This is a genomic window from Methylobacterium sp. CB376 (assembly GCF_029714205.1).
Lineage (GTDB): Bacteria > Pseudomonadota > Alphaproteobacteria > Rhizobiales > Beijerinckiaceae > Methylobacterium.
On the sequence record NZ_CP121648.1, the window covers coordinates 5,120,303 to 5,132,246 of the forward strand.

The following is an 11,944-nucleotide window of genomic DNA, read 5'->3' on the forward strand; positions in this document are numbered from 1 at the left end:
CGGAACCGGGAGACATCGCATGATCCGCCACGTCGCGAGGCTCGCGGCCGCCCTGACCATCGCCGCCAGCGCGGCGAGCGCCGCGGTGGCCGCCCCGCGGAAGGCCGCCGTATTCGATTTCCAGTTCGGCAATCTTGGCGCCTCGCCGCCGACCGAGGCGGATCTCGGGCGGCTCGGCCGCCTCACCGAGCAGTTGCGCGCCGCGCTCCAGGACAGCGGACGCTACGCGCCCGTGCCCCTCGCGGCCGTGGCGCAGGAGGCCGCCAAGAGCGACCTGCGCCACTGCAACGGCTGCGCCGAGGACCTCGCCCGCAAGGCCGGGGCCGAGGTGGCGATCACCGGCGAGGTCCAGAAGGTCTCCAACCTGATCCTGAACATCAACGTCTACGTGAAGGACGTGGATTCGGCCGCGCCCGAGCGGGGCTACAGCGTGGACATCCGGGGCGACACCGACGAATCCTTCGAGCGCGGTCTGCGCTACCTGATCAGGAACAAGCTGCTGGCGCAGTAGCCCCGGCGCCGGGGCCTGCGCGGCGCGCTCCCGCCCTCCACGACAAGAGGCCGCCCCGAGGGGCGGCCCGAAGTCTGGGAGGATGAAGAACGTCCAACGCTGGACGGGACGACCCTGCCACCGGCGCCCCCCGGCGTCCGTGCGCGCGCGCACGGATTGATCAACCACCGATCGAGATCACCCCGGACGAGCGCGTTGCCGCCGGCAATCTTCTGGCTACGCTATCCCCTCCGATCCAGAGGAGCCGGTATGACATCCTTTGATTTCGTGTCATGGCTCGAGGTTGTGCGTAAGCTCCATGGCTGGGACAAGGATACCGCCCTGGCCGAACTGGGCGTGGACCCGAGGGCCGCCGAGAACTGGACGCGCCCCTACAGCCGCGGCCCGGGATTGACCGTCGCGCTCGCCTGCGCGGCGCTCGCCCGGCGCAACCCGCTGAAGCCCTGGAGCGCGGCGGACGAATAGCCTTGCGCGGGACATCGCCGCGGCCAGATTCCGACCCGGGTCTCGCCGCCGAAGGACGCAATGCCGCCCGGGGGATGGGGCCGGCAAGACTGCGCAGACGCTGCGTCAGACCGCGAATGCACACTTGGGATATCAAGCTTGACAGTCTAAACCGATCCACGTTGAAGAGCGGAGGCCAATATCATGGACGCGCAGCAGCAGGAAGCGATTGCGACGCGGTTCAACACTGATGAAAGATTTCGTCACGCGATGTTGGCCGACCCGAACCAAGTCATCAAGACCGAGTTCGGGATCGACCTCCCGTTCTCGCTGACAGTCGAAGCGAGCCAGAACGGATACCGGTTCCTGCCCGTGGAGGCCGCCGGCGAGGCGATCGACGAGGCGCAGCTCGACGCGGTGGTCGGCGGCGCGGGACTGAATCTCAGCTGGGGATCGATCTCAAGCTGGTTCTCGAACACGTTCTTCCGCGGCGGCGCGAGGCTAATCTCCGAGCACGGGGCCGGCATCGTGGCCGGGAACACCAGCCGCATCGTCGCCCCGAACACGAGCCGCTGAGGATTCCCCGCCCTCAGCGCCCGACCGCGTAGGCCTGCATCAGCCGGGGCGTCGCGGCGGCCACGATGAAGCCGTCGCGCAGCCCGGCCGCGCAGACGCGGCCCAGCGACCAGGGCGGCTCGACGCGCAGATCGTGCCCGCGCCGGCCCAGTTCGGCGATGACCTCCGGCCCGAGCCGCTCCTCGACGAGGAGCCGGCCCGGCTCGAACAGGCGCGGATAGAAGCTCTGCGGGACGTGCCTGCTCGTGAAGAGCGGGAGGTCGATCGCCGCCTGCAGGTCGAGGCCGTGGTGCAGGTGGCGCAGCAGCACGGCCAGGGTCCACTGGTCCTGCTGGTCGCCCCCGGGCGTGCCCATCGCCAGGTACCCGGCCCCGTCGCGGGTGACGAGGGTCGGGGTCAGCGTGGTGCGCGGGCGCGCGCCGGGGCGCAGGGTCGAGGGATGGCCCGGCTCGAGCCAGCACATCTGGCCGCGCGTGGTGATCGAGAAGCCCAGGCCCGGCACGGTGGGCGAGCTCTGCAGCCAGCCCCCGGACGGCGTCGCCGAGACCATGTTGCCGTGCCGGTCGACCACGTCGACGTGGACCGTGTCGCCCCACTCCACCGGCAGGGGCGCGAAGGTCGGCTCGCCGTGGCCGATCCCGACCGGGATCTCGCGCCCGGCCATGGCGAGCACGCGGGCGATCCGCTCCCGCGCGCCGGGCAGGTCCCCCGGCAGGAGCTCCGCCGAGGCCCGGTCGGTCACCAGCCGGCGGCGCGCATCCGCGTAGGAATCCGACAGCAGCGTCGCGAGCGGCACCTCGACGAAGTCCGGGTCGCCGTAGAACGCCTCGCGGTCCGCGTAGGCGAGCTTCATGCACTCGACGAGCGTGTGGACGAAGTCGGGTCCGGCCGGGTCCATCGCGCCGAGGTCGAATCCCTCCAGCAGCGCCAGGCTCTCGAGCAGGGCCGGTCCCTGGCCCCAGGGCCCGGTCTTGTGCACCGTGACGCCGTGATAGGCGCGCGAGACGGTCGGCTCCCGCCGGGCCGCGAAGCCGGCGAGATCCTCGGCCGCGAGGAGGCCGCGATGGCGCCGACCGCTCGAATCGACGAGCTCGGCCGTGCGGTAGAAGCGGTCCACGGCCTCGGCCACGAAGCCGCGGTAGAAGGCGTCGCGGGCCGCCTCGATCTGCCGCTCGCGGCCGCCGCCCGCCGCCTCCGCCTCGGCGACGATCCGCCGGTAGGTCGCCGCGATGTCGGGCGAGCGGAGCCGGGTGCGGGGGCGCGGCACCGCCCCGCCCGGCAGCCAGGCCGCCGCCGAGCTCGGCCACTCGGTGGCGAACAGGGTCTCGGCCGCCAGGATCGAGGAGGCGACCCGCGGCAGGACCGGGAAGCCGCTCTCCGCGTAGCCGATCGCCGCCTCCAGCACCGCGCCCACGCCCCAGGTGCCGTAGTCGCGCAGCAGCAGCATCCAGGCGTCGAAGGCGCCCGGCACCACGGCCGGCAGGAGTCCGGTTCCCGGCACCTGCGACAGGCCGAGCGCGGCGAAGCGCGCGGGCGTCGCGGCCTGCGGGAACCCGCCCTGGCCGCAGATCACGACCGGCTCGGAGCCCGCCGGCTTCAGGATGATCGGCACCTCGCCGCCCGGCCCGTTCAGGTGGGGCTCGACGATCTGGAGCACGAAGCCGCAGGCCGCGACGGCGTCGAAGGCGTTGCCGCCCCGCTCCAGCACCGACATGCCGACGGCGCTCGCGATCCAGTGCGTGCTCGCGACGGCCCCGAAGGTGCCGCGCAGTTCCGGGCGGGTGGTGAACATGGGGCTCCGGGGCGTGGGCGGGTTCGATCGGGTCGAGCGGCGAGAATAGACCGGGGCGGGCGCCGGAGCCTCGGCGCGGGCGCAGGGCTGCCGCACCGCCGGCGCGCTCCTCGGGCCGCGGCCGGGGCTCTAAGGTTGCGCGCAGCAGGAGGCAGCATGTCCGCATCGACCGAGGCCGACGAGGCCGGCTCGTCCGCGTGGCGCGTCGCGCCGGGCGCCTACCTGGAGGCGCGCCCGCCCTGCTTCGCGCAGCCGGCGGCGCCGGAATCCTGCTACGTGACCATGCGCGACGGCTGCCGCCTCGCCCTCGACCTGCACCTGCCGCGGCCGCTCGACGGCGGGAGCGCGCCCGGATCCTTCCCGACCATCCTGCTCTTCACCCCCTATTACCGCCGCTTCAAGCTCCGGCCCGGGGCGCGCGGCGAGGCGAACCCGAATTCGGGCAAGTTCCGCGACCTGTTCGTGCCGCGCGGCTACGCGGTCGTGATCGTGGACGTGCGCGGGACGGGCGCGAGCTTCGGCACCCGCGACAGCTTCCGCTCGCCGAAGGAGCGGGAGGACAGCCGCGAGATCACCGACTGGGTGGTGGCGCAGCCCTGGTCGAACGGCCGCGTCGGCGCCACCGGCGTGTCCTATCTGGGCGCGGCGGCGGATTTCCTCGCCAGCACCGGCCACCCGGCGGTCAAGGCGATCGCGCCGCTCTTCTCGGTCTGGGACACCTACAGCGACAATTACTTCCCGGGCGGGATCGCCCTCAAGGAGCTGACGCGGGTCTACGACGAGCTGATGGTCGGGCTCGACCACGACCGGCGCGACCTGCTGAAGAATTTCGTCTACTACGCGAACCCGGACTTCGCCGGGCCGCAGCCGGTCGACGAGGATCCGGACGGGATCCTGCTCGCCCAGGCGATCCGTGAGCATCTCGGCAATTTCCGCCAGACCGAGTTCATGCCGGAATTCCGGTTCCGCGAGGAGCCCCTGCCCTACGATCCGGGCTTCAGCTCGGCCTCGTTCAGCCCCTACGCGGTCTCGGACCGCATCCGGCCGGACGTGGCCGTCCTGTCGGTCTCCGGCTGGATGGACGGGGCCGGCTACATGAACGGGGCGGTCTCCCGCTTCCTCACCCTCGACCGCAACCCGCGCCACCTGCTGCTCGGGCCCTGGGACCACGGCGCGCGCATCGACGTCTCGCCCTGGCGCAGGAGCCAGGAGGCGCGCTTCCCGTATCTCGGCGAGGTGCTGCGCTTCTTCGACCACTACCTCGCGGAGCGCGACACCGGCCTCGCGGCCGAGGCGCCGGTGCACGTCTACGCGATGCACGCGGAGGCGTGGCGGGAGGCCGCGTCCTGGCCGCCGGTCGCGGAGACGACCGACCTCCATCTCGGGGCGGAGGCGCGCCTGCTCGCCGAACCCGGCGCGTCGGGCGCGGCCGAGCACCGGGTCGATTTCGCGGCGGGCACCGGCCGGGGCACCCGCTACGAGCGCATCGCCGGCATCAACAGCACGGAGTACTACGCGGACTGGGCCGGCCGCACGGACCGGATGCTGAGCTTCACCTCCGCCCCGCTCGCGGCCGACCGCGAGCTGATCGGCCACGCGCTCGCGGATCTCTGGCTGTCGAGTTCGGAGCCCGATGCCGGGCTGTTCGTCTACCTGACGGAGATCGAGGCGGACGGGGCCGAGCGCTACGTCACCGAGGGGCTGCTGCGGGCCCTCCACCGGGCGGAGGCCCCGGCGCCGGAGCGCTACCGGACCACGTGGCCGTTCCGGACCTTCCGCCGCGCGCAGGCGGCGCCGCTGGTCCCGGGCCGGGTCGAGCGCATCCGCATCCCGCTCCTGCCGACGGCCTGGCGCTTCGCGGCCGGCAGCCGCATCCGCGTCTCGCTGGCGGGGGCCGATGCGGACCATTGCGGGCAGATCCCGCACGGCCGCCCGCCGCTCCTGCGCGTCCATTTCGGCGCGGACGCGCCCTCGCGGATCGCGCTGCCCCTCGCCCGGGCCTGAGCCTCCGGGCGCCCGCGCCCTCAGCGCGCGAGCGCGTCCTTCACGAAGCGGCCGCCGATCATGATCGCCGGCATGTGCCGGCCCTGGCCGGTGAGGAGCGAGAGGTCGGCGAGGGGATCGCCGTCCACCACGATCAGGTCCGCGTGCGCCCCCGGCGCCACGACGCCGAGCTTGCCCTCCTGGCGCACCACCTTGGCGGCGTTGACCGTCGCCGAGCGGATCACCTCGATCGCCGGCAGGCAGCGGCCGCGGATCACGAATTCCTCCGACTGGTGCCGGTGCATCTCGCCGAGGAGATCGGTGCCGTAGGCCATCATCACCCCGGCCTCGCGCAGGGTCTCCAGGGCGGCGAGGCCGGCCTCGCGCACGTCCTCGATCTTGGCCACCGAGGCCGGCGGCAGGCCGAGCGCCGCGCCCTCCTTGGCGAGCGCGTCGAAGGTCACGTTGGTCGGGACCACGAAGGCGCCCGCCTCGCGGATCAGCCGCGCGGTCGCGGGCGTCACGAGGTTGCCGTGCTCCACCGAGAGCACGCCGCATTCGACGGCCCGCCGGATCGCCTCGTCCGTGTAGAGGTGCCCCGCCACGTAGGTCTGGGCGTTGCGCGCCTCCTCGACGATGGCGCGGATCTCCTCGACCGAGTAGCCCAGGAAGGCGATGGGGTCGGTCGGCGAGGAGACGCCGCCATTCGCCATGATCTTGATGAAGTCGGCGCCGGCCTTGATCTCCTCGCGGGCGACCCGGCGCACGGCGTCGACCCCGTCGCAGACCCGCCCCATCGCGCCGAGCTTGGTGGCGTAGTGGGAGACGTCGCGGGCGTGGAAGCGGCCGCGGTAATCGGTGTGGCCGCCCGTCTGCGACAGGGCCTTGCCGCAGATCACCAGCCGCGGCCCCGCGATCAGCCCCTCGCGCACCGCCAGCGCCAGCCCGTGATCGGCGCCGCCGAGGTCGCGCACCGTCGTGAAGCCGCGCATCAGCATGCCGTGCATGATCCGCGCCGCCCGCAGGGCGACGAGCGAATCCGGCAGGTCGGCATTGGCCCCGAGATCCGGGATCGTCGCGATCACGTGGACGTGGCAGTCGATCAGGCCGGGCATCAGCGTGCGCCCGGCGAGATCGACCACCCGGGCCGCTTCGGCCGTCAGGGGACGGTCGGACACCTCGCGGATCGTGCCGCCCTCGACCAGCACGTCGTGGCCGTCGAGGGCCGTATCGTGGCGGCCGTCGAGGACGCGCGCGTTGCGGAAGAGGACGAGGTCGGGGCTCATGAGCTGGTCCCTCTCGGGCTGGACCCTGTGCGGGTGGGGGCGGGGCGGCGAGGCCCTCAGGCGGCGTTCCGGCTCCGCCAGGCGTCGAGCCAGCCGAGCACGGTGGCGAGGTCGCTGACGTCGACGTAGCGCCGGCCGAGGTCGCGCAGGTTGTCGCGGTGCGGCCCCTCCTCGATGTCGCCGACGCAATCCTCCGGCACGATCGTCCGGTAGCGGTAGCTGAAGCTGTCGATCGCGCTCGCCCGGATGCAGCCGCTCGTGTTGCAGCCCGTCACGATCACGGTGTCGACCCGCTCCTTGGTGAAGTAGTCGGAGACGCCGGTGTTGAAGAAGATCGACGGGCCCTTCTTGGTGACCATCAGGTCGTAATCGGGCCGGTAGATGCGCGGGTCGAGGGCGACGCTCGGGTGGTCGTGCAGGAACGTGTCGCGCACGGCGGTGATCTTCCAGTACGGCATCTCGCGCTGATTGAGATAGGCGGTGTTGCAGACCGCGACCGGCACGTTCGCGCGCCGGGCGGCGTCGAGGAGCCGCGCGGTGTTCTCGACCGCGCGGGCCACCAGGGGGGCGCCGCCGAGCGGGTATCGCGGATCCGTGAAGCCGACCTGGAAGTCCACCACCACGATCCCGGGCTTCGCGCCGAATCCGACCGGGATCTCGCCGTAGCTGCGGTTCGCGTAATCGTCCATCGCGCCCTCCGGGGTCGTCGTTCCGCCGCGGGCAGACTGGACAGAGCGAAAAAAACAGGCAAGCTTGTTTTTTTAGCGGGCGCCTCCGGCGCGCAACCGGGCGGGGAGAGTCGGTGTCGCGGACGGAACGCCAGCAGCAGGCGCGGAGCGTCGCCACCCGCGAGCGGCTGGTGCGCGCGGCCCTCGATGAGATCTTCGAGGTCGGCTACCACGCGGCCACGACCCAGCAGATCGCCGAGCGCGCCCGGGTCTCGCGCGGGGCCCTGCTCCACCATTTCCCGACCCGGGCCGACATCATCCTGGCCGCCATGGAGGTGCTGCTCGCGGACGGCACGGCGGAGATCAAGGCGGTCTCGGCGGATGTGCGCAGCGGGGCGCTGCCGCTCGCCGACTTCGTCGAGTTCCTCTGGCAGCTGTTCTCGGGCCGCTTCTTCTACCTGTCGATGGAGATGATCACCGAGGCGCGCCACGATCCGGCCCTGCGCCGGGGCCTGATCCCGGTCGTGCAGCGCTTCCACGCCGCCCTCGACGCGATCTGGGTCGAGTTCTGCGACGGGGAGCGGCGGCCGCCCCGGGAGGCGCGGATCATCCTCAACCTCACCGTCAACCTCGTGCGCGGCATGGGCGTGCAGACGGTGCTCCGTCCCGAGCCGGACTATTACCGCGACATGATCGAGGCCTGGAAATCCCTGCTGCCGCAGCTGATCGCCGGCCCGGCGGGCGACGCCGCCTTCGCGGGCCCGCGCTTTCGCGCCGCGGGCCGGGAGGCTGTATCATGAGCCGGCGCGTCGGTCCGAGGCTCACCGGCCCGCGTGGCACCCGTCTTGCGGAACCGGTGGCGTCCCCATGAGCGTCGCATCCCTTTCCCCCGCCTCCGCCCCGGCCCTCGCCGCGAGGCCCGGCCTCTCGGTCCGGCTCGGCCGGGCGGCCTTCCTGGCCGCCGTCATCCTGGCCTACGCGGTCATCTTCGCGCCGATCGCCATGGTGATCGCGATCTCGTTCTTCGACCAGGAGATCGTCACCTTCCCGCCCGACGCCCTGACCCTGCGCTGGTACGTCAACGCCTGGGCCCAGCGCGACTTCGCGCGCGGCTTCGCGACCTCGCTGGAGATCGCGCTCGCCGCGACGGCGATCGGCGTGCCGCTGGGCACCGCCGCCGCGCTGGCGCTGGTGCGGGGCAGGATCCCGGGGCGCGGCCTGATCAACACCTTCCTGCTCGCGCCGCTCGCGGTGCCGGCGATCGTGGCGGGCTCGGCCCTCTACATGTTCTACCTGCGGGCCGAGGACTGGCTCGACATGGACATCAAGGCCACGTTCGGCGGCCTGGTGGCGGCCAACGTGCTGATCACCATCCCGTGGACGGTGCGCCTCGTCGGCGCGAGCCTCGCCGGCCTCGACCGGGCGGCCGAGGAGGCGGCGGCGAATCTCGGCGCCCGGCCGCTCACGGTGTTCCGCCGCATCACCCTGCCGATGCTGCGGCCCGGCATCGTGGCCGCCTCCCTGTTCTCCTTCGTGGCGAGTTTCGAGAATCTCGAACTCAACCTGCTCCTCGTCGGGCCGGGCCGCACCACCCTGCCGGTCGCGATGCTGAGCTACCTGGAATTCCGCATGGACCCGACGCTGGCCGCGGTCGCGACCGCGCAGATCGCCATGGTGACGATCCTGATGCTGGTCACCGACCGCTTCGTGAAGCTCTCCCGGGTGGTGTGATGGGCACGCTCCTCCTCGACGGCGTCTCGAAGCGCTACGGCGACGCGACGGCGGTCGCGCGCGTCGACCTCGACGTCCGCCAGGGCGAACTCGTCGCCCTGCTGGGGCCGTCGGGCTGCGGCAAGACCACCACCCTGCGCATGGTCGCGGGCTTCGTCGAGCCGAGCGGGGGCCGGGTGCTGATCGGCGGGCGCGACGTGACCCGGCTGCCGCCCTACGCCCGGGACACCGGGATGGTGTTCCAGTCCTACGCGCTCTTCCCGCACATGAGCGTCGCCGACAATGTCGGCTTCGGGCTGGAGATGCGGAAGGTCGGGCGGGCCGAGCGCGACCGGCGCGTCGCCGAGGCCCTGCGCCTCGTGCGGCTCGACGCGCTGGCCGACCGGCTGCCGCGCCAGCTCTCGGGCGGGCAGCAGCAGCGGGTCGCCCTCGCCCGCGCCCTGGTGGTCAGCCCGGCGGTGTTCCTGCTCGACGAGCCGCTCTCGAACCTCGACGCCAAGCTGCGCGCCGAGGTCGGGCTCGAGATCCGCGACCTGCAGCGGCGGCTCGGCCTCACCACCCTGATGGTGACCCACGACCAGGACGAGGCGCTCGCCATGGCCGACCGGCTCGTCGTCATGGAGCACGGCCGCGTCCTGCAGGTCGGCAGCGCCGAGGATCTCTACGAGCGCCCGGCCAACACCTTCGTGGCCGGGTTCGTCGGGCGCTGCAACCTGCTCGCGGGCGAGCGCGAGGGCGCGGACCTGTTCCGGCTGCGCAGCGGCGCCGCCGTGCCCTGCGCGCCGGACGGCGGCGCCCGCGCCGGCATGCTGGCGATCCGGCCCGAGCGGGTGACCGTCTCGCCGGGCTCGGGCGAGGCCGGCTCCGCCGCCACGCTGAAGGCCCTGACCTACCTGGGCGCGCGCACGGAGTACCACCTCGACCTCGCCGGCGAGGCGATCGTCGCCGTCACGCCCACGCCCCTCCCGGCGGATCCGCGCCGCCGCCTCGCGGCGGGCGACCCCGTCCGCATCACCTGGTCCGCCGACGCCGCCCGCGTCATCCCGCTCGACAGCGCAGGAGCCCCCGCCCGATGATCACCCGTCGCACCATCCTCGCCGGAGGCGCCGCCCTCGCGCTCGCCGGCACCCGCGCCCGGCCCGCCCTCGCCGAGACCTCCTCGATCGTGGTCGGCACCTGGGGCGGCGATTACGGCGCGCTGCTGCAGCAGAACATCGACATCCCGCTCGTCAAGCCGCTCGGGATCGAGGTCTCGCAGGACATCGCCAACAACGATCCGCGCCGCACCAAGCTGATCTCGGAGAAGACCAGCCGGCGCGGCAGCATGGACGTCGCCTGCATCAACGATATCGACAGCTACGTGCTCAGCCAGCTCGGGGTGCTGGAGATGGTGCCGGCCAGCGCGGTGCCGCGCCTGTCGGCGGTGCTGGACGTCTTCCGCAAGCCGCATTCGATCCCGCATATCTACTCGGCGCTCGTGGTGCTCTACAACCCGAGCAAGGTCAGCGCGCCGCCGAAGAGCTATGCCGACCTGTTCGACCCGAAGTACAAGGGGCGGGTCGGCTTCTCGGACATCCTCTACAGCTACAACATGGCCGGCGCCAATATCGGGGCGGGCGGCACCATGGGCGACTTCGCCAAGGGCAAGGCGGCGCTGTTGGACCTCAGGAAGCTCGACCCCAAGGTCTACCCGTCGAACGAGGCCCTGGCGGCGGCGCTGAAATCCGAGGAGGTCTGGCTCGCGCCGATGTGGCTGGCGCGCGGCTTCATGTGGAAGCAGGCCGGCATCCCGGTCGAGATGGCGGTGCCCGAGGAGGGCGCGGTGCCGATCCTGTTCGAGGCCGGCGTGCCCAAGAACTCGCGCGCCAAGGACGGGGCCTTCAAGTACCTGAACGCCATGCTCGACCCGCAGGCGCAGGTCGCCTTCGCGGCCAAGATGGGCTACGTGCCGACCGTGAAGGACGCCAAGCTGCCGGAGGATCTCGCCCGGCAGATCAGCCTGACCGAGGCCCAGCAGGCCAAGCTCCACCCCCTCGACTACGCCTACATGCAGCAGCAGCAGGCCGCCTTCACCGACTTCTGGAACAAGGAGTTCAAGGCCTGATCGGCCGGCTCCGCCATGATCGCCCTCATCCTGCCGGCCGTGCTGGTCGTCGGCGCCCTGCTGATCGGGCCGATGGTGCTGCTCGCCCGCATCTCGCTCAACCAGTACAGCCCGACCCAGCTGATGATCGAGGCGACGACGGCGCAGAACTACCTCAACGCCGTCGCCGACCCGTATTACCGCGGCGTGATGGCGACGACCCTGGTCATGGCCTTCACCTGCACGGCGGTGACGCTGGCGCTCGGCTTCCCGGCCGCCTACCGGCTCGCCCGGATGGAGAGCCGCTGGAAGAGCCTCGTCACGGTGCTGACGCTGATCCCGCTCCTCGTCGGCAACGTGGTGCGGGCGGCGGGCTGGATGGGGCTGCTGGGCCAGGACGGGCTGATCAATGCGGGGCTCCAGGGCCTGCGGCTGACCGCGGAGCCGCTCCGGCTGATCTACACGCCCGGGGCGGTGGCGGTCGGGACGATCGCGGTCGTGCTGCCCTACATGATCCTGACCCTGGCCTCGGTGATCGAGAGCATCCCGCGCGCGGTCGAGGAGGCGGCGGCGAATCTGGGCGCGGGCGCGCTCACGGTGTTCCGCCGCGTCGTGTGGCCGCTCGCGCTGCCCGGCACGGTGGCGGGCTGCGTCCTGGTCTTCATCCTGTGCATGAACACCTACGCGACCGCCGTGCTGCTCGGCGGCTCGCAGTTCAAGATGATGGCGCCCGCCGTCTACGACCAGTTCTCGAAGGGCATGAACTGGCCGTTCGGCGCCGCCCTCGCCTTCATCCTCCTCGCCGCGACCCTGATCCTGACGGTGCTCGGCACCGCCCTCCTCGGCCGCCGCTACGCCCGCTGACTCGAC

The 11,944-nt window shown here is 72.3% G+C and carries 12 protein-coding genes; 9 read left to right on the forward strand and 3 right to left on the reverse strand.

Annotation, left to right across the window (positions count from 1 at the left end):
- Window positions 1-19 precede the first annotated feature (19 nt).
- The 3 genes from QA634_RS23480 (at window position 20) to QA634_RS23490 (ending at window position 1,531) form a co-directional block, all read left to right on the forward strand.
- Window positions 20-511, forward strand: coding sequence for a DUF3280 domain-containing protein (locus QA634_RS23480; RefSeq protein ID WP_012334399.1), 492 nt, complete (start codon window positions 20-22; stop codon window positions 509-511).
- Window positions 512-760: 249 nt separating this feature from the next.
- Window positions 761-976 carry a hypothetical protein gene (locus tag QA634_RS23485; RefSeq protein ID WP_012334400.1) on the forward strand — a complete coding sequence of 72 codons (216 nt, stop codon included), beginning with the start codon at window positions 761-763 and terminating at the stop codon, window positions 974-976.
- 183 nt (window positions 977-1,159) lie between these two features.
- Complete coding sequence (locus QA634_RS23490; RefSeq protein ID WP_012334401.1) at window positions 1,160-1,531, forward strand: hypothetical protein; 372 nt, start codon at window positions 1,160-1,162, stop codon at window positions 1,529-1,531.
- A 13-nt stretch (window positions 1,532-1,544) separates the two neighbouring features.
- Here the strand turns inward: QA634_RS23490 and QA634_RS23495 are convergent, their stop codons facing one another.
- Window positions 1,545-3,323 (reverse strand): gamma-glutamyltransferase family protein, encoded by a 1,779-nt coding sequence (locus tag QA634_RS23495; protein ID WP_012334402.1) that lies wholly within the window; start codon window positions 3,321-3,323, stop codon window positions 1,545-1,547.
- A gap of 156 nt (window positions 3,324-3,479) precedes the next feature.
- Between QA634_RS23495 and QA634_RS23500 the strand changes: the two genes are divergently transcribed.
- Complete coding sequence (locus QA634_RS23500) at window positions 3,480-5,327, forward strand: CocE/NonD family hydrolase (protein WP_012334403.1); 1,848 nt, start codon at window positions 3,480-3,482, stop codon at window positions 5,325-5,327.
- Between the two features lie 20 nt (window positions 5,328-5,347).
- Here the strand turns inward: QA634_RS23500 and QA634_RS23505 are convergent, their stop codons facing one another.
- Both QA634_RS23505 and QA634_RS23510 read right to left on the reverse strand, forming a co-directional pair.
- Window positions 5,348-6,592 carry a metal-dependent hydrolase family protein gene (locus tag QA634_RS23505; protein ID WP_012334404.1) on the reverse strand — a complete coding sequence of 415 codons (1,245 nt, stop codon included), beginning with the start codon at window positions 6,590-6,592 and terminating at the stop codon, window positions 5,348-5,350.
- 56 nt (window positions 6,593-6,648) lie between these two features.
- Entirely contained in the window at window positions 6,649-7,281 is a 633-nt protein-coding gene (locus tag QA634_RS23510) for an isochorismatase family protein (RefSeq protein WP_012334405.1), read from the reverse strand.
- A 113-nt stretch (window positions 7,282-7,394) separates the two neighbouring features.
- Here QA634_RS23510 and QA634_RS23515 point away from each other — a divergent pair, with 113 nt between their 5' ends.
- The 5 genes from QA634_RS23515 (at window position 7,395) to QA634_RS23535 (ending at window position 11,938) form a co-directional block, all read left to right on the forward strand.
- On the forward strand, window positions 7,395-8,060 hold the full coding sequence (locus tag QA634_RS23515; RefSeq protein ID WP_012334406.1) for a TetR/AcrR family transcriptional regulator: 666 nt from the start codon (window positions 7,395-7,397) through the stop codon (window positions 8,058-8,060).
- 67 nt (window positions 8,061-8,127) lie between these two features.
- Window positions 8,128-8,991 (forward strand): ABC transporter permease, encoded by an 864-nt coding sequence (locus QA634_RS23520; protein WP_012334407.1) that lies wholly within the window; start codon window positions 8,128-8,130, stop codon window positions 8,989-8,991.
- Complete coding sequence (locus QA634_RS23525; RefSeq protein ID WP_012334408.1) at window positions 8,991-10,067, forward strand: ABC transporter ATP-binding protein; 1,077 nt, start codon at window positions 8,991-8,993, stop codon at window positions 10,065-10,067. The genes QA634_RS23520 and QA634_RS23525 overlap by 1 nt, the downstream gene beginning before the upstream one ends.
- A complete protein-coding gene (locus QA634_RS23530) occupies window positions 10,064-11,095 on the forward strand; it encodes an extracellular solute-binding protein (RefSeq protein ID WP_012334409.1) in 1,032 nt (343 codons plus the stop codon). The genes QA634_RS23525 and QA634_RS23530 overlap by 4 nt, the downstream gene beginning before the upstream one ends.
- Window positions 11,096-11,110: 15 nt before the next feature.
- On the forward strand, window positions 11,111-11,938 hold the full coding sequence (locus QA634_RS23535; protein ID WP_012334410.1) for an ABC transporter permease: 828 nt from the start codon (window positions 11,111-11,113) through the stop codon (window positions 11,936-11,938).
- Window positions 11,939-11,944 lie beyond the last annotated feature (6 nt).

What these genes read in the sequence shown, in the direction of transcription:
- QA634_RS23495 (WP_012334402.1), bottom strand. Translation starts at nt 3,323, where the DNA reads ATGTTCACCACCCGCCCGGAACTGCGCGGCACCTTCGGGGCCGTCGCG.
- QA634_RS23530 (WP_012334409.1), top strand. Translation starts at nt 10,064, where the DNA reads ATGATCACCCGTCGCACCATCCTCGCCGGAGGCGCCGCCCTCGCGCTC.
- QA634_RS23490 (WP_012334401.1), top strand. Translation starts at nt 1,160, where the DNA reads ATGGACGCGCAGCAGCAGGAAGCGATTGCGACGCGGTTCAACACTGAT.
- QA634_RS23525 (WP_012334408.1), top strand. Translation starts at nt 8,991, where the DNA reads ATGGGCACGCTCCTCCTCGACGGCGTCTCGAAGCGCTACGGCGACGCG.
- QA634_RS23505 (WP_012334404.1), bottom strand. Translation starts at nt 6,592, where the DNA reads ATGAGCCCCGACCTCGTCCTCTTCCGCAACGCGCGCGTCCTCGACGGC.
- QA634_RS23510 (WP_012334405.1), bottom strand. Translation starts at nt 7,281, where the DNA reads ATGGACGATTACGCGAACCGCAGCTACGGCGAGATCCCGGTCGGATTC.
- QA634_RS23535 (WP_012334410.1), top strand. Translation starts at nt 11,111, where the DNA reads ATGATCGCCCTCATCCTGCCGGCCGTGCTGGTCGTCGGCGCCCTGCTG.
- QA634_RS23520 (WP_012334407.1), top strand. Translation starts at nt 8,128, where the DNA reads ATGAGCGTCGCATCCCTTTCCCCCGCCTCCGCCCCGGCCCTCGCCGCG.
- QA634_RS23500 (WP_012334403.1), top strand. Translation starts at nt 3,480, where the DNA reads ATGTCCGCATCGACCGAGGCCGACGAGGCCGGCTCGTCCGCGTGGCGC.
- QA634_RS23480 (WP_012334399.1), top strand. Translation starts at nt 20, where the DNA reads ATGATCCGCCACGTCGCGAGGCTCGCGGCCGCCCTGACCATCGCCGCC.
- QA634_RS23485 (WP_012334400.1), top strand. Translation starts at nt 761, where the DNA reads ATGACATCCTTTGATTTCGTGTCATGGCTCGAGGTTGTGCGTAAGCTC.